General features: G+C 55.5%; 16 protein-coding genes and 1 pseudogene. 7 read left to right on the top strand and 10 right to left on the bottom strand.

Annotated elements, in window-relative coordinates; translation table 11 throughout:
• Positions 1–122 precede the first annotated feature (122 nt).
• Both ACSPX5_RS27630 and ACSPX5_RS27625 read left to right on the top strand, forming a co-directional pair.
• Entirely contained in the window at positions 123–3,395 is a 3,273-nt protein-coding gene (locus ACSPX5_RS27630) for a DEAD/DEAH box helicase (protein WP_439820651.1), read from the top strand.
• Between the two features lie 118 nt (positions 3,396–3,513).
• On the top strand, positions 3,514–4,332 hold the full coding sequence (locus ACSPX5_RS27625; RefSeq protein ID WP_439820650.1) for a hypothetical protein: 819 nt from the start codon (positions 3,514–3,516) through the stop codon (positions 4,330–4,332).
• Between the two features lie 308 nt (positions 4,333–4,640).
• Here the strand turns inward: ACSPX5_RS27625 and ACSPX5_RS27620 are convergent, their stop codons facing one another.
• The 8 genes from ACSPX5_RS27620 to ACSPX5_RS27585 all read right to left on the bottom strand — a co-directional run bounded on the left by ACSPX5_RS27620 (position 4,641) and on the right by ACSPX5_RS27585 (position 15,364).
• Entirely contained in the window at positions 4,641–5,705 is a 1,065-nt protein-coding gene (locus tag ACSPX5_RS27620) for an HNH endonuclease (RefSeq protein WP_439820649.1), read from the bottom strand.
• Positions 5,705–7,552 (bottom strand): restriction system-associated AAA family ATPase, encoded by a 1,848-nt coding sequence (locus ACSPX5_RS27615; protein ID WP_439820648.1) that lies wholly within the window; start codon positions 7,550–7,552, stop codon positions 5,705–5,707. The genes ACSPX5_RS27620 and ACSPX5_RS27615 overlap by 1 nt, the downstream gene beginning before the upstream one ends.
• Positions 7,549–9,084, bottom strand: coding sequence for a restriction endonuclease subunit S (locus ACSPX5_RS27610; protein WP_124325955.1), 1,536 nt, complete (start codon positions 9,082–9,084; stop codon positions 7,549–7,551). The genes ACSPX5_RS27615 and ACSPX5_RS27610 overlap by 4 nt, the downstream gene beginning before the upstream one ends.
• On the bottom strand, positions 9,081–10,790 hold the full coding sequence (locus ACSPX5_RS27605) for a type I restriction-modification system subunit M (protein ID WP_439820647.1): 1,710 nt from the start codon (positions 10,788–10,790) through the stop codon (positions 9,081–9,083). The genes ACSPX5_RS27610 and ACSPX5_RS27605 overlap by 4 nt, the downstream gene beginning before the upstream one ends.
• Positions 10,791–10,805: 15 nt before the next feature.
• Entirely contained in the window at positions 10,806–13,604 is a 2,799-nt protein-coding gene (locus tag ACSPX5_RS27600) for a type I restriction endonuclease subunit R (protein ID WP_439820646.1), read from the bottom strand.
• 427 nt (positions 13,605–14,031) lie between these two features.
• Positions 14,032–14,238, bottom strand: a complete 207-nt coding sequence (locus ACSPX5_RS27595) for a hypothetical protein (protein ID WP_439820645.1) — start codon at positions 14,236–14,238, stop codon at positions 14,032–14,034.
• A 27-nt stretch (positions 14,239–14,265) separates the two neighbouring features.
• On the bottom strand, positions 14,266–14,664 hold the full coding sequence (locus ACSPX5_RS27590) for a hypothetical protein (protein ID WP_231991761.1): 399 nt from the start codon (positions 14,662–14,664) through the stop codon (positions 14,266–14,268).
• 100 nt (positions 14,665–14,764) lie between these two features.
• Positions 14,765–15,364, bottom strand: a complete 600-nt coding sequence (locus tag ACSPX5_RS27585) for an inovirus Gp2 family protein (RefSeq protein ID WP_439820644.1) — start codon at positions 15,362–15,364, stop codon at positions 14,765–14,767.
• Between the two features lie 793 nt (positions 15,365–16,157).
• Here ACSPX5_RS27585 and ACSPX5_RS27580 point away from each other — a divergent pair.
• From ACSPX5_RS27580 to ACSPX5_RS27570, 3 genes are all read left to right on the top strand, one after another.
• Entirely contained in the window at positions 16,158–16,523 is a 366-nt protein-coding gene (locus ACSPX5_RS27580) for a DUF6124 family protein (protein WP_207867905.1), read from the top strand.
• Between the two features lie 236 nt (positions 16,524–16,759).
• A complete protein-coding gene (gene rimJ, locus ACSPX5_RS27575) occupies positions 16,760–17,347 on the top strand; it encodes a ribosomal protein S5-alanine N-acetyltransferase (RefSeq protein WP_439820643.1) in 588 nt (195 codons plus the stop codon).
• A 30-nt stretch (positions 17,348–17,377) separates the two neighbouring features.
• Positions 17,378–18,859, top strand: a complete 1,482-nt coding sequence (locus ACSPX5_RS27570) for an ArnT family glycosyltransferase (protein ID WP_323160068.1) — start codon at positions 17,378–17,380, stop codon at positions 18,857–18,859.
• Positions 18,860–18,923: 64 nt separating this feature from the next.
• On the opposite strand, the gene ACSPX5_RS27565 is transcribed toward ACSPX5_RS27570, so the two are convergent.
• A complete protein-coding gene (locus ACSPX5_RS27565) occupies positions 18,924–19,745 on the bottom strand; it encodes a phosphatase PAP2 family protein (RefSeq protein WP_323160069.1) in 822 nt (273 codons plus the stop codon).
• Positions 19,742–20,413, bottom strand: a complete 672-nt coding sequence (locus ACSPX5_RS27560; protein WP_207867899.1) for a histidine phosphatase family protein — start codon at positions 20,411–20,413, stop codon at positions 19,742–19,744. Before ACSPX5_RS27560 ends, ACSPX5_RS27565 begins: the two co-directional genes overlap by 4 nt.
• A gap of 255 nt (positions 20,414–20,668) precedes the next feature.
• Between ACSPX5_RS27560 and ACSPX5_RS27555 the strand changes: the two are divergent.
• Positions 20,669–21,682 (top strand): annotated as a pseudogene (locus tag ACSPX5_RS27555) (methyl-accepting chemotaxis protein); the annotation flags it as partial.
• Positions 21,683–21,724: 42 nt separating this feature from the next.
• On the top strand, positions 21,725–22,588 hold the full coding sequence (locus ACSPX5_RS27550; RefSeq protein ID WP_423815275.1) for a methyl-accepting chemotaxis protein: 864 nt from the start codon (positions 21,725–21,727) through the stop codon (positions 22,586–22,588).
• Positions 22,589–22,695: the final 107 nt, after the last annotated feature.

The raw sequence follows: 22,695 nt of genomic DNA, 5'->3' as shown, positions 1-22,695 counted from the left end.
TGATCACTACGATGGTGAGCCATTCGCACGAATGCGCGTCACCCGCGCCATCATTAAGCCATCCAGTTTATAATCCTCCCCCTAAGCAGCGCCTAGCAATGGGTAATTCAAGGAGGATTCTGATGGTTGTGCTCCCACCAGTGGTTTACGAGCAACGCTGCTCTGTAGGAAAGATCCGGCATCAGCTACAGCCAGCCATCACGACCCGAGTCATCAATGAGACCTTGGTGAACGTGTCGCCCCGCATCAGAGAACGCTTGTGGCTGCTTGAATGTGGTAGCCGCGTCCTACTCACCAACCGGCCCAATGTCAATTTGCCCGACGGAGTGGATGGAATCATTCACCTGCGGGAGGACAAAGTCGTCTGGAGGACTCATCGCCTCCTCATCGATCTCAAAGCCCGAGTCCTCGAATCTGGGTGGGCCGATGTAGCCCGCGATGCGGCGCGGAGCTGGCACAATCAACTGTCATATCGAGCGGAACAACGTGACGCCAATGGGCAAGTCCCAACAGGACAGGAGGGATTGCGACCGCCCCAGTTAGGCGCTCTCTTTGCCATCGGGGCTCACTGGAGCCTCAATACACTGCCTGCAACGATTGTGATGCCCACCGGCACCGGGAAGACTGAAACGATGCTGGCTACGCTGACGGCGTACGGCCATTCGACCACACTTGTGGTCGTTCCTTGGGATCTTCTACGCCAGCAGACTGCGAACAAGTTTCAGAGCCTGGGACTGCTGCGCGCTCTGGGGGTGCTGCCAAACGAAGTTGCAAATCCAGTAGTAGGGCTGATCACATCCAAACCCAAGACGCTGGCAGATTTGGACATCTTCACCCAATGCAATGTGGTGGTTTCCACCATTAGTTCACTGGCATTCGAAGCTGGTAGCCCGCTCGCTGCTGAGATGGCTCAACGGTGCAAATCACTGATACTGGATGAAGCCCATCATGTTCCCGCCAAAACCTGGAGCGGGCTAAGATCAGCGTTTCACTCGCTGCCCATTTTGCAGTTTACTGCGACGCCTTTTCGCAGAGATGGTGAACTCGTCGACGGGAAAGTGATTTTCAACTACTCACTTGCCGCCGCGCAGCGTGACGGGTATTTCAAGCCGATACATTTCGAGCCTGTTCACCAGCCGAGCGGTGGCACCCAAGCCGACCAAGCTATCGCCGTGACAGCCCTAACTAAGCTACGACGTGACTTGAACGCGGGGCTTAATCACCTGCTCTTAGCCCGTTGCAGCAGTATCGTCCGTGCAACCTACGTAGAACGTCTTTACCGACACCTCGCGCCTGAGTTTCAACCAATCCTGATTCATTCAAAGATCAACGATACTGAAGCTAAGCTGGCCGATCTGCGCTCAGGGGTGTCCCGGGTCGTGATCTGCGTCGACATGTTGGGCGAAGGGTTTGATCTGCCCGAGTTGAAAGTGGCTGCGCTCCATGACAGTCATCGGAGTTTGGCTATCACGCTCCAGTTCATCGGGCGGTTCACACGCGTGGCAGGAAGGAGCATCGGCGAGGCGACGGTGGTGGCCAACATTGGCGATCAAGAGGTCGCCCACTCACTGGAGCGCCTATACAGCGAAGACGCCGACTGGAATCAGGTACTGAGCGAGCTGAGTTCTAATGCTGTCCGGGAGCACAGGGAGTTGATTGAGTTCCTGCAAGCGTCCGAACGTCTGGATGAGGAAGGCGACTCGAAAATTTCTCTGTCACCTCAATTACTCCGCCCAGTTTTCAGCACTGCCGCTTACAGGGCTCAACAGTTTTTTCCCGAGCGGTTCCACCACGGGCTTTCCCAACAACTTCACATTGAGGGGGTCTGGCTCAACCGAGAAATGCGTACGCTTTACTTCGTCACCCGCGCCGAAGGCAGGGTTCGCTGGACTAATACCAAAGGCGTTCTCGACCGTGAGTGGACACTCTTCGTCCTCCACCACAATCCGGAGCTTGAACTGCTATTCCTGTCTTCAACTGATCATAGTTCTTTGTTCCCGGAGCTAGCGGAAGAAGTCACCGGGCAAGCAGACCTTATCCATGGCGAACAGATGTTTCGAATACTCGGCCATGTAAACCGCTTGGTGTTTCAGAACATGGGCGTCAAGAAACACGGTCGACGTAATCTGAGCTACGCCATGTACACAGGCGCCGACGTTGCGGTAGCACTCGGTGTGGCGGAGCGTAGCGGCTCCGTTAAGAACAATGTCAGTGGTACCGGATGGGAAAATGGAGAGCGCGTTTCTGTTGGCTGCTCGTACAAAGGGAGGGTCTGGTCGCGAGAGCAAGGCTCCATACCGGAGTTCGTTCACTGGTGCGCTGCGGCTGGCGCCAAACTTCTCGATGACAGTATCGTTGTCGATGACATCATTGCAAACGTCCTCATTCCTAAGGAAGTGACAGCGTTTCCAAGCGACAGGAATGTGCTTGCTGTCGAGTGGCCGGCTGAAATCATGAGTATTGCAGAAGACAGGGTCGTGCTAACCACTCGGGCGTTTCCAAACGGCCTTCCTATCACGTTCGTCGATCTGAAATACCTTGATGTGCGAGATAACAGCATGAGGTTTGCCCTGAACTGTGACGAGACCGGCCAGTTCGCAGATTTCACCTTAACGGTAGGCGGAGAGAACGGATTCATCGTCGCACAGACAAGCGGTGAGGCAGTCGAACTTACCATCGGGAAAGCGTCAAGGGCGCTCAGCCAATATCTGAGTTCATACCCACCGTTGGTACGGTTCGTCGACCTGAGTGAGCTGGACGGCAACATGCTGATCGAGCCTAAAGACCCCAGACATCTTGAAATCGGAGAAGAGCGCTTCGAGGCTTGGGACTGGGCAGGGGTCGACATCACAAAAGAATCCTACTGGAAAGACGGCATTACACGTGCTGACTCTATTCAGTGGAAAGCCGCCCAGCACTTCATACAGGGTGATTTTGACATCGTTTTCGACGACGACGGCGCCGGTGAAGCCGCGGATCTTGTCTGTCTCAAGGAGGAAGATAATCGTATACGACTTGCGCTGATCCACTGCAAATATGCCGGAGGAGACACCCCTGGCGAACGCGTGAAGGATGTCGTGGAGGTCTGCTCCCAAGCGGTCAGGTCGGCCAAATGGAAATGGCGCTTTTCTGAACTCGGTAAGCACATACAAAGACGTGAGGATCGGCTGCGCTCCCTGCACCGTCCAACGCGCTACCTTGCTGGAAATGGGTTGAGGCTCAATGACTTGATCAAGACAGCACGCTTCAAACCCGTAGAAGCCGAAATACTGATTGTTCAGCCGGGTCTATCTGCTGGTAATCGTACCGCTGATCAAAACCTCGTGCTGGCCGCCGCTGTGGCATATCTCAAAGAAACGATTGGGTGTGATATGGACATCGTTTGCAGTGGGTAGGCCGCGGTAGTGGTACGGTCAGTGCCTTCGGTGTGAGGTTACCCTTGCGAGGACTGCCGCTACGATCCGCCACCGCTAAGATAATTGGCTCAAAATGAACTCCTAGGAAGAATGGCTCATGGAAAAGGAAATCGTACAGAGGGCAGTCAGTCGACTTGCCAATACTATGCGCATCTACGGAGAGGAACATATTCGCTACAAAGGATTGGTTGCAATTGACAAAGAGGAAGCAATAGAAAATTTGGATAGAGCGTGGGAGGCCACGCTGGAAGCCTTTCATACATTATATGATGTCTCCAAGGATGATTTCGATTACTTTGCGCAACCAGATACATCATTACTAATTGCTTTACGCAATGCGCTGCATCACCGCGATCACTCGTTATTTTCCAGTTTGCTTCCTGAATTGTGGCTCAACGAAGGCGCTGAGCGGTTAGAGGGCGCGGCATTTCTGCTGGCGGGTCATAAATCCGGAGGTGGTGCAAGATCATGCATGCACCACTTCGTCAAACTTGAAGATATATATTCGCGCCTAGATCCTAGCAAGAATTCATCAGAACTCCTGCGACTCGGGAAACCATCTGACATCCAAAAGCGGTTCAATCTTATAGCAGAAGGCCTTGAATTTAAAAAGGTTTTGGCAGAAGCTCAGGCCGAACGATATTCAGAAAAAAAAGTATATCTAGATATCATGCCTATTTTTATCTCCGGCGTATGCAGAGTATTCAAAGCTCTCAAACTCCTGGGGATAGAGTTTAAAGGATACGACGCAAAAACCTATGAACAGTGCTTCACGGAAGAGTTAGAAGTAGACCTCACCTCCTTCGAGTTTAAAATACTCAGAATTAACATGATCCAGCTTCACCTTGGACCTACCCTGACAATCAATGAGGCTGCCACTACGTATTTCCGCAAGAGGCGCGAAGAAGACGCCTAAAATATTTTCTGAAAGTCATACCAGCTCTTGCCCGATAACCTTGGCGTCCACCTTGCGGTAGGTGGGGTTCATAGATCGGTTACCGTCCATGAACATGCCTATCTTCCCTATTGGCTTCCAAAGGCCAGCAACTTGCCGTGCTAGCCCAGATGATTCAAGGCTAACGGCGCAAGAGGATGAACAGTTTCACTAAAAGCGGCAACGCTGATGGCGACTGAATCCGCTCAGCATCAAGGATGATTAAATGCTTACCTGAGCCTAACGCATCAACTTAGCGAGAGCACCAAAAGAAACTCCATCACCCCGCGTCAAGAATATTTCTCTATAGCCGCCAGCAAGCCTATATCCTGGCAGCATTGCATAAACGCCTGCTTGAGAAAATTGACATTTGCAAATGGGTCTGACTGAGCAATGTCCTCAATGTACTCGCTTGCACTGTACGCTCGACGCCGATTTAGAATCCTGAACTGTTCAATCCAATCACTAGCATCTGCGCTGCAAAATTTAGCCTTGTAGCGCTCTTCAATGCCATAAACATCTTTCCAGGTTTCAATTTCCTCAAAGTTAACTGCAGGTCCAAATTTCAGATTGATGTCTGCTGGAGTCAAGTTAGCGACCCCTGAGTGTTGTAGAGTAACCTGAATCTCGATAGTTGGGCCAGCAACATATGGGTAGAAAGCTTTGCGCCGTCCGAAATCGTTGTGCGCAGGATCCTTGCTCAACTTATAAACACTATTACATTCGTGGCAGGCAGGTGCCAAATTTTGGAAATTAATGGAATTAAATGGGTACCGATATTTTGGAAGGTAATGGTCGTACGCCTCCCTACGAGTGTGATGAATACCTTTTAAGTCATTAATTCCACAGAACGGGCATTTACCGACTTTATTTATTTCGAAAAATTTTTTGTTGTGATCTTTAATATCGCCGATTTTCCCTTTGATCGCTGACAGCCCAAGAGTTGAATTATCGTAAAGCCCACGGAAAAATTCCGCCAGTTTCTTGCCAAGGATTGGATATGCAGAAATAACGTCTTTGTATCTCGCGAGCGGCACTGCCGGATCATTGGCGCACGCTTTCTCCAGATCGTTATTGCCGCGGTACCACTGCTGAAAGTCGCTGATCTGCGCGGCGGTCAGTGCCGAAAACAGACCGTAGATGCGTTCCACATGCCCAGCAAAGAACATTGCTCCTTTTCCGTCGTCGTAGTGGAGTGCCGTCATCACTTCGTGGAGGTCAGGGTTTGCAACAAATAGGTCCAAACTGTAATCGCCACCTGTCGGTGCCTTGCACCACACCTCATGAAATATGAAGTCGATGAAAACCTGCATTTTTTCTATCTGGTGCGGCACGTAGGTGTACGGAAATAGCATCAGCCCTGAGCCTCCCCATTGCCAGGTTGATTACCGTCGAGGATGGCCTTGATCAGCAGCATTTTTTCCACCGAGTCGCCGAGTTGATGGTTAATCTCCGAGATCAACGATTCCTTGTCTTCAGCCCCCTGTTCGAAGCGTGCGCGCAATGCCTCCAGCAATGCTTGGGCATGGCCGCCGATGGTTTCGCGCTTGCCGAAGGTGTTCATGGTGATCTTGTTGATCGAAGCGCCCAGGGTGTTGTAGTCCGGGTGACGGATGCTGACCGTGTTGCTGGTTTTGTCTTTGGCAAACACCAATACCTTGTCCGGCTTGCTGTCGGAGATCAGGAAAGGCGTGTGGGTAGTGATCAGCATTTCCTGCGCAAACTCACCCTTGCCAGGCAGGCACTGGCGCAGGCGGGTGATGAAATTGGCGCGCCAGTCCGGGTTGAAGTGCGTTTCCGGCTCATCGAGCAGGAACAGGCTGTTGGTGTCACGGAACAACAGGCACAAGCCCAGGCTGTGCAGCAACTGGTGTTCACCATCCGACAACTCCTTGAGCATCACCGGCTCGGCCACCCCTTGCTTGGTGAAGCGCACGAACTTGAAACGCATGATGCGCTGGTCAGAAGCCAGCGTCGGTACCGTTTCGCTGACGTAATGACTGGTTGAGGTGTATAGATCCGACTTCAGTGCATCGCTCACGACATATAAGTTGAGCGTCAATAACACCTGAAATGCTTGGAACAGTGCCAGCGGAGAGTTTTCGAAATTTTCGCGAAAAACTTGCTTCGTCGCCTCATTCACCCAGAAATCTAGGGTGAGCGTGTCGGTTGCCTCGTCCTCATAAACTAGAGTTGCGCACCGTTTAAGTCTTGTAACCGCCGGATCAAAATTTTCATACTTCGTTGCCGACGTCTCTTGCTCCGATCTCAGCTCTTGCTGAAGCCTCTCATCGGCTTCCAACGCGTGCAGCAGATTCAGGCGATAGCGTGTATTGCCCAGCTCGTCGGTCTCCGCATGCAAGGCCGGGTTGCCCTTTACGATATCCTCAAGCGACTGGCGCAGACTTTCGTCTTCACTGGCGAAGGCAGCCAGTTGTTCGGGTCGCAATTCAATGCTGCGGCGCAGAATGATGCGGAATTCCTGCAGGGCCTCGATACCCACATCCTCGCGGAAAGGCTGCAAGGTGGCTTCATCCTGAAACAGCAGGTTGCACAGCAGAATGGCCTGGCTGAAGCCGCTGTCAAGATAGGCCAGCCGCGCTTCCGGGTGGCCGGGGTAGCTCAACTGCCATATGAGTGCTTTCCAGTAGTATTCGTCGAACTGCACGAAACGCATCTTGAAAAACGGCAGGCTGAGAATTTCGTTCTCGCCCGACGAATAGCCCAGCACGTACTGCGGCAGTAGGATGTCGGCATGCCCGTCCTTGAATACCTCGTACACATCGGTAATGAAATCGCCCTGGTTCTCCCATAGAAATCGCACCGATTCGCCGGCGTTTTTCCACACGCTCACTTTCGCCCACTTCGGGCTATCGGGACCACAGTACTCGGCGCTCACGCGGATCAGGTAATCCAGTTCAAAAGCGACGGGAGAAAAGTCCAGCGCCTCGTCTTGCAGTGCTTCGGGCAGAAAGCTGGGGCGCACGCGCAAGACTTCCAGCTGATAGAAGATCGCCGCCAAGGCTTCAAGCAGGTTGGATTTGCCGCTGCCATTCGGCCCAGCGCAGACGAAGGGCGCAAAGCCAGCGGGCTGCGCCAATTCGTCTTGCAAGCTCCAATCCGTACGGAAGTAATGTTCAAAACCACAGGGCAGACTGCGAAAGCCTTTCGGGTCGGTGATCTTGAGGCGCAGTAATTTCATGCCTGAGCAACCCTAAGCTCAAGCATGTTCCCTAAGATGGGTTTGCCGGTTTCTTCTTCGTGTCCAGTGATGTTTCGCAATTGTTTAAGATGACCAGCGGTCAATGCCTCGAATAACCAGGACTTGATATGCTCGTAAGCATCGGCACCCAGCTCAAAATCGTTGTCCGGGTGTAATTCTGCCAGCCGGGTTTGCGCGGCGGCGATAAAGTGTTCGACGGAGAATACCGCGCTACCCAAGTGCGCGCGGTAGGACTCCAGCCAAAAGCGCAGCAAGGGTTTCAACTGCTCGCGGTTATCCAGAACCGGCAACAACAACTCGGTTTCCGGAAGATTGATCACTGGCGTGGCGAGGGGCGTAGGCAAAGCAGCGGCCACAAAGCTTTCTCCTTCGATGGGGGCGGCAGGCCACGCCACTTGCGACAAATCCAGCTCGCCCTTGAGGGCCTGCTGGCTCAATGCGCCATAGAGGGCATCGAGGTCGGTGAGGGTTTGCTGGTAGCGAGACTTGAGGGCTGCAACTTTTTCAGCGACGGCTGAGAACTCTCTCTGATTTTTAAAAGGAACGTCAATCGTGTGGATAGGATAAATCCGAGAACCCGATACGAGAGGCTGAGCAGCGCGCCCTGCTACCTTGTTGAGATCATGAGCATCTAGCAAGTACTTGAGAAAGATGAGATCCGTCGCCTTCAAAATCTCTTTCACGTAAAGCGCATTGTCAGTAACCCATGACTTTGGCTCCGTAATGTGTACGGAGCCGCAGTAGTAGCCCACTCGTCCTATAACAAGTGTTGAGGTATCAAACATGTATTCCGTATGGGTGCCATTTACGCCATTGCCACCGTAAACCTTATGTGGCCCTTCAGTATCCATGTTCTTGGCTACTAAACCTTTACCGCTAGCTACCTTGATGATCTCCCCAATGGTCGTAGGTGCCCACCCCTTCTCATTCCGTACAGGGTCACCAAACATCTCCAGGAAAACGCTTTTGAGCAGGTCATCGAGTTGTTGCAAATTTTGTTTGCGCAGGGCGATCAACCCTTCCACTTTGCCAAGCAGATGGGCAATGCGTATTTGGTCGTCGAGGGGCCACTCCGGAACTTCAAAATCCTCAAGGAACTCAGCCGGTACGCGCTTGTGGCCCGCAGCGCCCTTCATTGCTTTTTGACCAAGGAACAAGAGCTGATTGCTGCGCACCAAGTGATAAAGGAAGCGCGAGTCAACTTTCCCTGGAATAGCGCGTAGTACGTGAAACTCCGTCGAGCCGAAGCCAATTGGATGCTCTAAATTATCGGCAAGTGCAGATTTTCCGTTCTCAAAACATGGGGTGATTTTGGCCAGCAAAACGTCGCCTCGCTGGAAGTACGTAAAACCTTTTTTGACTTCGCCGAAGTTACGGGTTTCCTGTCGGATTATTCCTCCGTTTTCAGAGACAGAAGCCATTGGGACAAACGAGATTTCTCTTGAGTCCTCGAGCCCCTTTGGTGACCGAGGATTTATTTGTACTATCTGAGATAGCGGGACAGTTTTCATCCCACCATCTCCTTTAGCTCCAGTAGCTCGCGTACTATGCCACTCTGCAGCTTAGCCAGTTCCGCTTGCTCCACATCGCCCACCTCGACCTGAATCAGACGATCCAGAATCACGCCCGGCGCGTCGTAATGCATTTCCTCAAACACGTCTTCTTTGTAGCGTGAGAGCGAGAGGTCATAGTTGTTCTTCTCGTCCGCGATCTCACTGCGCGGCACCATGAAGTATTTGGCTCTGCGGTCAGTGTCTGTAGTGGCGCGTCTGGAGTGGTACCTAGAGATGATGTCTTGCAAGTCACCAAAACCATCTTGCTTGGTACGCTTGTCGTCAAGCGAATAGCCATCATCGGCCATCTCATAAAACCAGACGTATTCGGTGGCGGGCTGAGAAACTTTGTCTTTCGGCCCCCAGACTTTGGTGAACAGCAGAATGGCGGTGCTGACGCCGGCATAGGGCTTGAATACACCGCTGGGCAGGCTGATCACGGCCTTAAGATCACAGCTGTCCACAAGCTTTTGGCGCAGGGTTTTAAACGCGCTGCCGGAGCCGAACAGTACACCCTGTGGAACGATGACGCAGGCCGTGCCCCCCGTCTTGAGCAGGCGGTATATGTTCTCGACGAACAATAGCTCAGTCTTGGTAGTGCCGAGGGTCAAGTTTTCATTGATGTCGCTCTTGTCGATGCTACCGGTGAAAGGCGGGTTGGCCATCACGATGTCGTATTCGGACTCCTCGGTGTAGCTCTTGCTGAGGGTGTCCTTGTAGTCAATGTGCGGCTCGTCGATGCCGTGCATCATGAGGTTCATCAGCCCCAGGCGCACCATGGTGGCGTCGATGTCGTAGCCGTAGAGGGTTTCCTGCAGAATGTTTTGTGCCTTTTCAGTTAGAGCGGCGGCGACCGAGGTGCGCACGAAGCCATCTTCATCGGGCGTAAGGCTGTTAGTGCCCGCCTTGATGGCGAGCTGGGTGACGATGTACTGGTAGGCCCCGAGAAGGAAACCACCGGAACCACAGGCCGGGTCGGCGATTTTGTGGCCCAGTTGCGGCTGCACCAGCTCGGCCATCAGTTTGATAATGTGGCGCGGGGTGCGGAATTGGCCGTTCTTGCCCGCGGTAGCGATTTCCGAGAGCAGGAATTCGTAGACATCGCCCTGGATATCCTGAAACGCTTGACCGTTCTCGCGCGAGTCGCGCTCCATCACCTCGAAGATCTCGTCGATAGTCTTCACCGCTTCGACCAGCAAGGTAGGCTTAGGGATGATGAATACGGCATTTTTCATATGGTGAGTGAAATTGGACTCTGCCCCGTTCAAGTCCTTGAGAAAGGGAAACACCTTGCCCTGAACGTGCGACAGCATCTCGTCGGCCGGCTTGCGCTTAAAATCGCTCCAGCGCAGAGTGCTCTTGTCGACACCGTACTGACGCCGATCACGCCCCAGGATCTCGACTAACTCCATCGCGCTTTCACGACCACTGAGCTTTGTTCGATGCTCCGGTGGAACCCAGACGCCATCAAACTTTGATGTGTACTCTTCATCTGTCCACTCGGCGTCAGACTGGCGCTTGAGATCCAGCTCATCCAGTCGTTTCATGAACAGCAAGTAGGTGATCTGCTCGATGGCAGTGAGCGGATTGCTGATACCGCCACTCCAAAATTTATTCCAGAGCTGATCGATCTTACTTTTGAGTTCGGGGTTGTTCTGTAGCATGGGGTGCTCTGCTTTTTAGGCTGCCAACCGTTCGGTCAGCTGCAAGATTTCGTTAATTTCGGCGGGGCTAAACACGCCCCTAATGCCCTGCGGGTGAATGACCGTAAAGGGGGCATTGATCAGGTCCCTCTTCTCCACCTGTTCGCGCTCGATGATGAAGTTCTTCAACAGGGTGAGAAACTCCATCTGCCGAGTGCTGAGCGTGGTGTGGGCTCGGATGAACTGGTCAAAGGCGGCGCTGACTTCATCCGGGAAGCTCTTGAGCACCTCAATACCAAGAATGTGGCGGATAAACTGAATGAGGCGCGCCTTGCGGTTCTTGTAGACCTGACGCAGCAGGTCTTCGGTGATGTGCGGGTGTTCCTCACTCAACAGCTCAGCCAGCTCATTGGCCTCAATGACGCTCACAGCTCCACCGCTCTTAATCTTCTGCAGCACCGGGTTGTGCTCAGTCAGCTCGGCAATCAAATTTTCGACCATTTCACGGTAGCGGCTGATGCTGACCGCCTCGTGCTGAGGACCAAACTCCACCCACTCTTTTCTGTGCAGTTCATCGGCCAGTTCGAGGTAGGTTTGCTCCTGGCCAGTACTCTGCTCGCGGAACTTCATCAGCGGGCCGAGCGTGGCGACCATTTCGTCGAAAGCGTCTTCGTCGGCCTTGGCCCAGTAGAGATTAGTTTGCGCGGCACGGATCAGAGCCTCCTCCTGCTTCACGAAACTGATGGAGAGAGGCAACTCGCTGATCTGTTCAACGACGCCTTCCCTGATCGTTTCGGCTTGTTCCTTGTCTTCGTTCAGCACGGCCAGTGAGTATTCGAGCAAATCTCGCTCGAAGCGCATGGCTTTGAAGTCGGCCTCAGAAACGGTCCGGAAGAGCGGCTTGATCTCGGTACGCAGGAATTCCAGTCGATCGTGGCTGAGGCTGATCCAGAAATTTTCATCTTCCAGTCGCGCCAGCACGGCGGCGGCTTCCTTGATCACCACCGACGCTTTGGGTAGCGCGGTGATTTGCAGGCGCAGCTTAGCGACTTCGCGTACGGCAATGTCGGCGTGGTCGGTGTCGTTAGCCGTCTCGATCTTGTCGAGCCGGAGCCCCACCAACCGCACGGGCAGCGGCACCTGCGGCTTGAGCTCCTTGCCCTTGGGGTTAAGCTTGAAGTATTCGAAGTTATCCCAGCAGTCGAGGATCAGGAACATGTCTTTTTCAAGGCACCAAGGCTTGGCCTTGCTGGTTTCCAGCAAGCGCGTGCCGCGCCCAACCATCTGCCAGAACTTGGTGTACGAATACACCGGCTTGGCGAAGACGAGGTTAACAACCTCGCGCACGTCAATACCCGTGTCGAGCATGTCCACACTGATGGCGATGCGCGGCAGGTCGTTATTGGTGAACTGATCGAGCAGCCCGCCTTTGCCATAGACGCGAGGATCCTCAGACACCAGAACCTTGGCCAGCTCACCGTTGTATTGCGGGTAGAGCTTGTCGAAGATTTCCTCGATGCGCCGGGCGTGGGCCTTGGTGGCACAAAAGAAGATGGTCTTGCCGGGCAGCACACCGTTGGCGTCCTTAATGGCTTCTTCCATGAACTCGCGGACGATCAAAGCATTGGTGCCCTTGTTGATCACCTGCTTTTCAAGCTGTGAGCCTTCGAAGTTGATTTCCTCAACCTCTTTACCTTGCAGGATCAGCTTTTTCTGGTCTTCCAGCGAAATGGTGCGTTTGCTGATGCCCTCCATCTGGAACTTGGTCTGAATCTTCATGACCTGAAAGTTGCAGAGGTAAGGCGGCACGTTGTTCACAGCCTCTTCGAAGGTGTAGGCAAAGGTCGGTAGGCCGTCTTCGCAGTGGAAAAGCTGGAAGGTGTTGTGATCGATGATATCGGTCGGCGTGGCCGTCAAACCTAGAGTGATGGTTTTGAAGTAATTGAGCACTTCGCCGAAGGTGTTGTAGATGGAGCGGTGGCTCTCATCAACGACTATGAAATCGAAGAAGTGCGGTGACAGGTGCTGTATCCCGTCCCGAATGATGTTGAGCATCGTGGGATAGGTGGCCACGTAAATGCGGCGGTCTTTGGCAATTAGCTTTTCGCCCACATTGGGCCAGCGTGGCTCGTTGGGCATGTGCTCCTTGAAGGCTGCCAGTGCCTGCTCGCGTAGAGCGATGCGGTCGACCAGGAACAGCACCTTTTCGGCGTGGCCAGCACGCATCAGGGCATCGACCATGGCAATGCAGGTGCGTGTCTTTCCAGTGCCGGTGGCCATCACCAGCAGGAAATCACGTTTTTTCTTTTCAATGCCTTCGAGCACCGAGCGAATCGCGCGGATCTGGTAATCACGTCCCGCAATAGAGGTGTTGATGAACTCTTGCGTCAGCGGCTTGCGATTACGACGGATATAGGCGAAACGTTCCAGATCGTCGCGTGTGGGAAAGCCAATGACCTTTCGAGGCGCAGTGTTCTGCAAATCCCAGAGGTAGAGCTCGTGGCCATTGGTATAAAAGCAGAACGGCAGCTCACCGCCCAGTTGCTTCTGGATATTGTAGCAATACTGCTTGGCCTGCTCGCGACCGATGGCGGCATCGCGACTGGTTTTCTTGGCTTCAATCACCGCCAGGGGTTTACCGTCTTTACCCAGCAGGACGTAATCACTGAACTGGCGCCCCTCGTAGACGGTGCGCGGCTCGGCCACGCCCTCGGGTAGGGCGTTCAAGATGCCGAATTCTCCGAGAACCTGAGTGGGATCTTTGACGTTCCAGCCGGACAAGGCCAGTTGCTGGTCAATCAGCTCTGAGCGAGTTTGCGCTTCAGACTTAGTCATGCGTAACGTCTTCCCTGTTCTCGGCGTACGACTTTAGAAGTGTGTCAGCTGCTCTGTGTAGCTGGCTCATCAGCGATGAAATCGATACCGATTAGAGAAATCAGGTCTGCGAGGCCCACAGACTCAGCTGTAACACCAAATCGATACCAAGCTGTCTGCCCGGCAGCTTCGCCATCGCACCGCTGCCGGTGGCGAAGTCTGTGCACCAAACAGAATGCTGCCGATGCCGCCACAGAATCAGCATTGGCCCTCATCCAGGCGCGAGTATCATACCTATTCTAAGATCGACCCAAATCCCATAAGACTGAAAAAGCCAATCTCAATTGGCAACCAGAAAGCCTCAAAACAAGCGGACATCCAAAAAATCACAGACATAAAAAATCCAGCCGCAGCTAAGTGACTGGATTCTAGGCGCTTTCGGGGCGCCTTACCGGTAATTATGGGTCATTTTGTTCAAAATAATGCGGTTGTAGACCTTCCACTGCTGACCGGAGCGATCAGCGGGCACATCTTCCGCAAAGGCCTCATAGGCCAGAACACTGAGGTAGGGAAACAGCTCCAGCAGCGATAAGTGCTTGAGCTGTTTTTCGGCGATGGCTATCAGCTCATCAAAAGGCCTGAGCTGATCAAGCAAGCGATCACAGACACCCAAGAAAACTTGCTACTCATCCCCAGCGAGCGCCGCACGCAGCGCAAGCCAGAGCGGGGATTCTGTACGCTCAAACAGTTTCGAGTAGCGAATCGCCCACTGAAGGTTTTCCGGATTATGGCTAGCGACGTGCAACAGCCGCTCAACACTCACTGCATGATCGAAATGCAGCACCCGGCTGAGGGCCAGGCTGGCGAGTTCGGCCCCAGCTACCGCATCCACATCAAGCCAAAACGATGCCGCTGCCAGGCCTTGCGCACGATCAATCGCTGACAGGTTCTTACCTGCCGGGCGCTGATCAAGGAAATGATGCAACGACTCATCAAGGGCCAGACCCTTGCTGAGTGCCGGCTGATTCCGTTCGTATACCGACTGATAATGCTGTCGGCAGCGCTCTCCCTTTTCTGTCATCCCACAGCGCTCATATCAGCCTTAGATTCCTGGCCGGAGCCTAAACCATCAGCGGGCCAGGATCCCATGGGCATGGTGCTATTGCGCAGCATGAAGGCAGTTATCCCCGACTGCATCCGAATCCATGATGATTATCACCGTAGGACTTCGTAGCGGCTTTGCAGAGGTAGCTTGCCCTAAAGAACAGTGCAGGCAGTTCATCCACATCACCAGGGCGGACATTTCGGTATATTCGGTATTCAGCGTTTGGTGGGATATTCACCAGCCCTCTCACGTCATCAACAGACAGCCCCAGAGCGCTTGCCCAGGCTTCTTTCATGCGGTTATCGATATTGCTGGCTTTAGACTTGAGCCACCCCACCGTGTAGTAGGCCTCCTGATTGAGCAGGATCAGCAGATGGTAATGCGGGCGTCCCATCTCTCCGATTTCTCTGACCCAGACGTAACGCACCTTGCTGTCATGGGCGTACGGGTTGCGCTGACGGGCCTTGACGCGGTTGTGCTCGATCTTGGCCTTGAAGGAGTCAATAAACCGGCTAATGACTTCGTTGGTGTAAGCGTAGTCAGGCAGGTCAATACTCACCTGTAGGCGTAGATCCACTCGGAATGCCAGCATCCTGCAGTGCTGATCTAGCACTAGGTCAATGGTCTGCTTCAGGCGGAAAAGGTATTCGCGGATGAAGGCCCCTACGGCAAGCATTACGGGCAAGCCATCGATGGTAGGTAAGTCGTGCGGTGAAGGTTGGTGTTATCGCGATGACGAAGCAGAGGGCGTTTGGCGCAGGGGGTATCAAGGTGCATGGTTACTACTCCTGGGTAAGGTTCATAACCAGTGCCAATTGAGTATTTTTTAACCGTTACCTCTTGATGCTCAATCTCCCTGGATACCGTTGATATTCCAATGACCTGATGAGTAGTCCTGGAACCCTCCTGACAAGAAACAGCTCAACGTAATGATCCCGATAGCGGTGATCGCCCAGCTGGATGAATTGGCCGCAAAGCACAAACTGAAGCGACCGCAAGTCATAGAGCGCCTGATAACAGGTGAGTTCGAAGCAGGGATACACCTTGATTACTAGCAGGCACCCCACGAGCCTTCTTCACGCTGAGTAGGCGGCGCACTTCCCCCGACACTGTCTTGAAGCAACAGCATCAAAAATCTGTATTCCAAACAGTATTCCATGCAGATTTATTAACCGAAATATTCGATTTAAATCAATATGTTAAAATTCCAGTTCAGATCACCCCGGCCCACCAACTCTCAACGACAAGGCCCGCCAAGTGCGGGCCTTGTCGCATCTGGGGATTCATATCCGGAGAGCGAGCTTCAACTTTCTCCGCTTGCGTCCTAGGAAATTTCCCTCAACCCGCGTCGACTTCCATGAACTAGCCCCCCCCTTCCCCACCCGGTTACCCTCCACTCCTCGCAACAAACAGGTGAACGGCACTACCCCGCCGAAGCGCAAGGATCACCCCTCACATGGAGTCCGGTCATGAAAAAAGACACCCCTGATCCATCCGAACATTCCCCGGTTACCGAGTCCAGGACGGTCTCGGCTTCCGAACGCCCCATTACCGTTGCCCGCAGGCGCAACTCCCGGCTTCTTCCGGTCGATCAGATCCTCAGCGTGCGTCCCGACGTCGACCTGGTCACTCTGTTGACCCACGCCAGCCAGAATCTCGCGGCGCTCAATATGATGGCGCATGATCTCGTCCACCGACCGGATGAGGTGCAACGGGCGCGGATCGTCGCGATGCATCAGTTGGCGGGGTTGGCGGAGATGCTGGTCAGCAGCGCCCTGAGCAAGCTTGACCCACTGCAGCAGACGACCGAGCCGAAGCCGGTTCTCTGCCACTGAGCTTCTTGAAAGAGCCGAAATCAGGGGACCTGGCGTCTTGAGCCAAGGCGCAGCGAGATGAATTTTTCTTCACTGCCCCGCTTCCGCCAAAGCTGTAAAGTCCACTCGCTCATTCAAGAAACTACGGTTCGCCCGCGCTCCTGCGGGCTTTTTTTTGCCCGGGATTTGGCCACGCGTTTGTATTTTCCCGCCCACCGCGCAATTCTGGTGATCAATCCCGAGACCCGGAGCCCCCGATGCCGCTGTTGACCCTGCCCTGCCAACGCCTGACGCTCGCGGTGCTCGACCCGGAGCAGGCGTCTCTGGAAAGTGATTTCTACCAACGCAACCAACGCCATCTCGCCCCGTGGTCACCGATCCGCACCACCGACTATTTCTCCACCGAACAGATCCGTCGACGCCTCGAAGTCCAGGCCAGCGCTTTCGAAGCAGGACTGGCGGTGCACATGGCGCTGCTGACTCCCGACAGCCATCAGATGATCGGCGCGTGCAACTTCAGCGGGATCATTCGCGGGGCCTTCCAGGCTTGTTATCTGGGTTATCACATCGATGCAGCCCATCAGGGTCAGGGCCTAATGCAGGAAGCGCTGAAATCCGCGATCGCCTACATGTTCGAAACCCAGAACCTGCACCGGATCATGGCCAACTACATTCCCGGCAATGAACGCAGTGCACGGTTACTTGAGCGCCTGGGGTTCGAGAAAGAAGGCTACGCCAAGGCGTACCTGAACATTGCCGGGCGCTGGCAGGATCATGTGCTGACGGCGCTGGTCAATCCGGGGTTTGATGCGCCGGATCAGCGCTGGTCGCGACGGCTCGCATGAGTTTCACAATTTGTTAAGCATTGACGAAGTATGCTCACGCCTCTCGCCCCTTCCGGTTATCTGAAACCTATGTCGTCGCGTGCCGCCACTTCACTGTTCCTGCTTGCCGCCCTGCTGTTTTTCTTCGCACTGGGCAACCATCAACTGCAAGGCTCTACCGAGGCCCGCGTCGCCGGCATCGCCATGGAGATGCATCTGGACGATGACTGGGTGACGCCCCGTTTGTTCGGTGAACCGTTTCTGGAAAAACCGCCGCTGAGTCTGTGGCTGGACGCCGGCGCCATGCGCGTGTTCGGCGTGTCTCCGTGGGCGGTGCGGCTGGCGTCGGCGGTGGCCGGACTGCTCAGCGTGATGATTCTGTACGGCATGCTGCGGCGCTTCGGACGACCGAAAGCGATCGCGTGGACGGCGGGGATTCTGTTGGCAACCATGGCCAGTTACTGGAGCAATGTGCGCGGGGTTGGCGAGGATGCCTTGCTCGCGCTCGGCGTGACCACGGCACTGTTGGCGTTCTTCCAGGCGCAACGGGCCTCGACGCCGGGTAATTCACTGCTGTTTATCGTCGGGATTGCGATCGCCACCCTGAGCAAAGGCGTGCTCGGTCTGGCGATGCCGGGGGTGGTGATTTTCGCTTACCTGCTGGCCGACAACCTGATGGACAAGCGCTTCAAACTGACCGAGTGGTTGCGGCCCGGTCTGTTGACAGCGCTCGGGCTGATTCCGCTGTTGATCTGGCTCGCGGTGCTCTATCAGCACGGCGGCGCCCAGGCCGTCAGAGAGGTCTTGCTGACCAACAGCGTCGGGCGCTTCAGCGGCTCCTTCGTCGAAGCCGGGCACTATGAGCCGTTCTACTACTACATCGCCAAACTGCCCGAAGCGTTCCTGCCCTGGAACATTCTGGTGTATCTGGGGCTGTGGCATTTCCGCAAACAATTGAAGGCCAATCGTTACCTGCTGTTCTTCAGCCTGTGGATCGTTGCGCAGTTCATCATGCTGACCCTGGCCTCGAGCAAACGCACGGTGTACCTGATGTCGATGACGCCGGCCGCAGCGGTGATTGCGGCGGAGTATGCGGGGGTATTGTTCGAGCGTTTGAAGGGCCACGAAACCTCCGAACGTCTTGTCGGACGGATCGCCCGTCATCGTCAGGGATTGGCGGCAGGTATCCTGACGGTGGTGATCGCCAGCTACCTCGGTGCCGCGCAATGGGCCCTGCCGAACGCAGACAAGGAATTGTCGTTCCTGCCACTGACCGAACACATCCAGAGCCTGCAAGCCACCGGCCATCAGGTCGCCCTGTTCCAGGCCAACGAACGGGTCGGCGGCGCCAGCGTGTTCTACACCCAGCGCGTCCTCAAGGGTCTGGACACCGATGCGCAATTGAAGGATTTCCTCAGTGCCTCGCCTTCGAACATCGCGGTAATGTCAGGGGACAGCGAGCCCGCCGCCCCGCTGAAAGTGCTCAAGACCATGATGGTCGGGCGCCAGGCGTACTACTTCGTAGGCTATTGATACAGCGATGCACAAATGAAAAACCCGCCGGTGATGGCGGGTTTTTCGTTTCAATCGCGACGCTTCAGAGAGCAGCTTCAGGCTGTGCACTGAACACCTGTCGCTCACGCTTGCTCAACACCGGCAGTTCCAGACGAGCCCGCCCATAAAACGCCAGCGCAGTGAGCAAACACGCCAGCCACACGAAGATACCGGCCCAGAACGTGTGGGACATGTAGTGCCAGCCCTGCAGGACGCGTGTGGTGCCGTAGACGAAACCGAGCAGCAGCGAGCCCCACAACAAGGCGCTGGAGAAGCGCCACTGATAACGCCGCGCCACAAAATACAGCGCCAGCATGGTGAACCCGCCGGAGGCGTGTCCGCCCGGCCAGCAACGACCGTCACCGGCTTCATGGAACAGCTGGAAATTGTTGTACCACTCGACGTGAGCCATTTTGCCGCCGTACAGCGTCGTCTCGATCGGGCAGTAAACGCTGGTATGGGCCTTGAGGAAGTGAATCACGCCGGTACACACCGCGAAGGCCACCACCACAAACAGAAAATCCCGGCGATGCTCAGCCGCAAAACGCAGGACCGGAGCCACTTTGCTGCGCTCCAGAAACTCGCCAAGGCGCGGGCGTTTCTGCGGATTGACCAACGGCCAGACCACCGACAGCATCGCGCCGATCAGGGCGATTTCCGCGGTCCAGTTCGGGATGATCCGCGCCCACTTGTGGGTCAGCTTTTCAAAGAAGTGAATCTTGTCGAGGGGGAAGGTATGGGTCAGCGGATCGAACAGCAGATTACTGAAGGCGATGTCGATGTTCGTCATGTCGAACATCAGAAAAACCACAGCAGCACAAAACAGCGGGATGCCAAAGTTGTAAGCGTAAAAACGAGAAGTCATCGGGTGGTCACCGTGCGCCAGTCGGAGGCTTCGATGAAGCCGAGCATTTTGGGAGCCGCCGGGTTGGCAGCCGAAACGAACAGCGAGGATCCGTATCCGAGGGTCGAGGCCGGCATCTTGAGGTCTTTTTCCAGCTGCGCCATGCATTCGCTGTGGGTGACCAGGATCAGGTTACGCCCCGCAACCTTGTGTGCGAGCGCATCCTGCAGCATGCGACCCTTGCAGCTGATCAGCCAGTCTTCGCCGGCCGTCGCCCGGTTGAACATGTAACCGGCGGTCTGCACGGTGCGGGTCATCGGGCTGTTGTAGATGTCGGCATGGTTCAGGCCCAGGTGCTCGAATTGTGCGCCGACGGCGACCGCGACACTGCGCGAACGGTCGGTGATGCCGTCATTGCCGCTCAGGCATGGCGCCGGGGAATGATCGCAGCGCTCGACATGACGCACCAGCACGATCATGTCGCCCTTGGCCCAACCGGCCGTCAACGCCCGGGCACCGGCCACATTGCCGTGGGCCAGATCAGGCAACGCCGCCGGGGCAAGCAGCCACAGGGTCAATGGCACCACCAGCGCCAACGTCGCCAGAACAACCCCGGCGTTCCGAAAACGGGCCAGGCCCCTCAGGTCGATCGAGCGTTTGACGCCGAACAGACTCAGTCTCAATTCCACAAAAATCCGCCTTGCCAGTTCGCAGCACTGTCATTTGATCCGGCGAAGGTACAGAGGCCCCTGTGGGCAGCCAGTGAAAGTCATGTGAAAAAAGTCTTGGGATCCGTTGTTACAAAATCCGTCGGACAAAATCCTTTCAGCTCTCGGATTTGCGGCCGATACAGTCCTGTTAACACCCTTGCTGGCTCAAAAAAACAACAATCTTCCAGCCTGACCGACGATCAAGATGCACAACGTTTTTCTGGAGGATTTTTGATGAATAGCTGGTTCGGCAACATCAGCGTGAACCTGAAACTGGGGCTCGGATTCGGCCTCGTCCTGGCCCTGACCTGCATCCTGGCGCTCACCGGCTGGACTAGCCTGGGCGGTCTGATTGACCGCAGCAACTGGATGAGCGACATCACTCAGCTCAACGCTGGCCTGACCAAACTGCGCGTGGTGCGCCTGCAATACATGCTGACCAACGGCGACGAAGCCGCCGCGCAGAACGTGCAGACCACCCTCGACGGTTTCGTTGCACAGCAGCAGAACCTGATCAGCACTTTCAAGAGTCCCGAAAACGTCAAACTGCTCAAGCAGCAGGCGGCGACCATCGCCGAGTACCAGACGTCGCTGAACAAAATGCGTAACGCCTACCGCACTGGCAACACCGCGCGCGACTCGATGGCCACCAACGCCGCGACGGCTTACAGCCTGATCGAGGCTCTCAGCAACCGCGTCCAGCAAATGCCACTGAGCGATGAGCGTTTCGAGCAGTTCCAGGCTGTCACCGCCGCCAAGGAAGCGTTCATCCTGGCGCGCTACGAAGTGCGCGGCTACACCGCCACCGCCAATGCCGACACCGAGCAGAAAGCCGTCGGCCAACTGGATGTGGCCATCGCCAGTCTGAAACAACTGAACGTGCATTTCTCCGGCACCCAGCAGGACGCCATGCGTCAGCTGGAAACCGCCCTGACCAACTACCGCAGCGCCTTGCAGGCGTTCAAGAACGCCAACAGCGAGGCGGTGCAGGCACGCAAGGAAATGACCGACCAGGGCGCGACCATCGTGACCCTGAGCGAGCAGCTGTATCAGATCCAGCTGGACCGTCGTGACATCGAAAGCGCCCAGGCCCGCACCCTGCAACTGATCAGCACCCTGCTGGCCTTGCTGGTGGGAGTCATCGCTGCGTTCATCATCACCCGCCAGATCACCCGTCCGCTGCAGGAAACCATGGCCGTGGTCGACCGCATCGCCAGCGGCGACCTGAGCCACAACGTGATCGTCACCCGCCGCGACGAACTCGGCGTGCTGCAACAAGGCATCGCGCGCATGGGCGTGACCCTGCGCGACCTGATCAGCGGCATCCGCGACGGCGTGACCCAGATCGCCAGCGCTGCCGAAGAACTGTCAGCCGTGACCGAACAGACCAGCGCCGGCGTGAACAGCCAGAAGGTCGAGACCGATCAGGTTGCGACCGCGATGCACGAGATGACCGCCACCGTGCAGGAAGTTGCGCGCAACGCCGAGGAAGCCTCGCAAGCCGCAGCCGCCGCTGACGGCGAAGCCCGTGAAGGCGACAAAGTGGTGAACGAAGCCATCGCCCAGATCGAGCGTCTGGCCAGCGAAGTGGTGCGTTCCACCGAAGCCATGAGCGTGCTGCAACAGGAAAGCGACAAGATCGGCAGCGTCATGGACGTGATCAAGGCTGTGGCCGAACAGACCAACCTGCTGGCCCTCAACGCCGCCATCGAAGCCGCCCGAGCCGGTGAAGCCGGTCGCGGTTTTGCCGTGGTCGCCGACGAAGTCCGTGGCCTGGCCCAGCGCACCCAGAAATCCACCGAGGAAATCGAAGGCCTGGTGGCCGGTCTGCAGAACGGCACACAACAGGTTTCGGCCGTGATGAATAACAGCCGCGCCCTGACCGACAGCAGCGTCGCCCTGACCCGAAAGGCCGGCGAATCCCTGGAAAACATCACCCGCACGGTGTCGAACATCCAGTCGATGAACCAGCAGATCGCCGCCGCCGCCGAACAGCAAAGCGCCGTGGCCGAAGAAATCAGCCGCAGCATCATCAACGTCCGCGACGTGTCGGAGCAGACTGCTGCGGCGAGTGATGAGACGGCCAAGTCGAGTGTTGAACTGGCGCGGTTGGGTGGGCAGTTGCAGCAGATGGTGAGCCACTTCCGCGTCTGACCTACAGTCAGCGCTGAAGCGAATTTCAATCGCGGGCAAGCCCGCTCCCACAAGGTTCTGAGGCGTGCACAGATACTGTGTTCGACTCTTTACCTGTGGGAGCGGGC

Origin of the sequence: Pseudomonas sp. HLG18 (genome assembly GCF_051903985.1) — a bacterium.
Taxonomy (GTDB): Bacteria; Pseudomonadota; Gammaproteobacteria; order Pseudomonadales; family Pseudomonadaceae; genus Aquipseudomonas; species Aquipseudomonas fluorescens_BT.
Note: the sequence above shows the minus strand (reverse complement) of the source record. Positions and strands in the feature narration are given on the sequence as shown.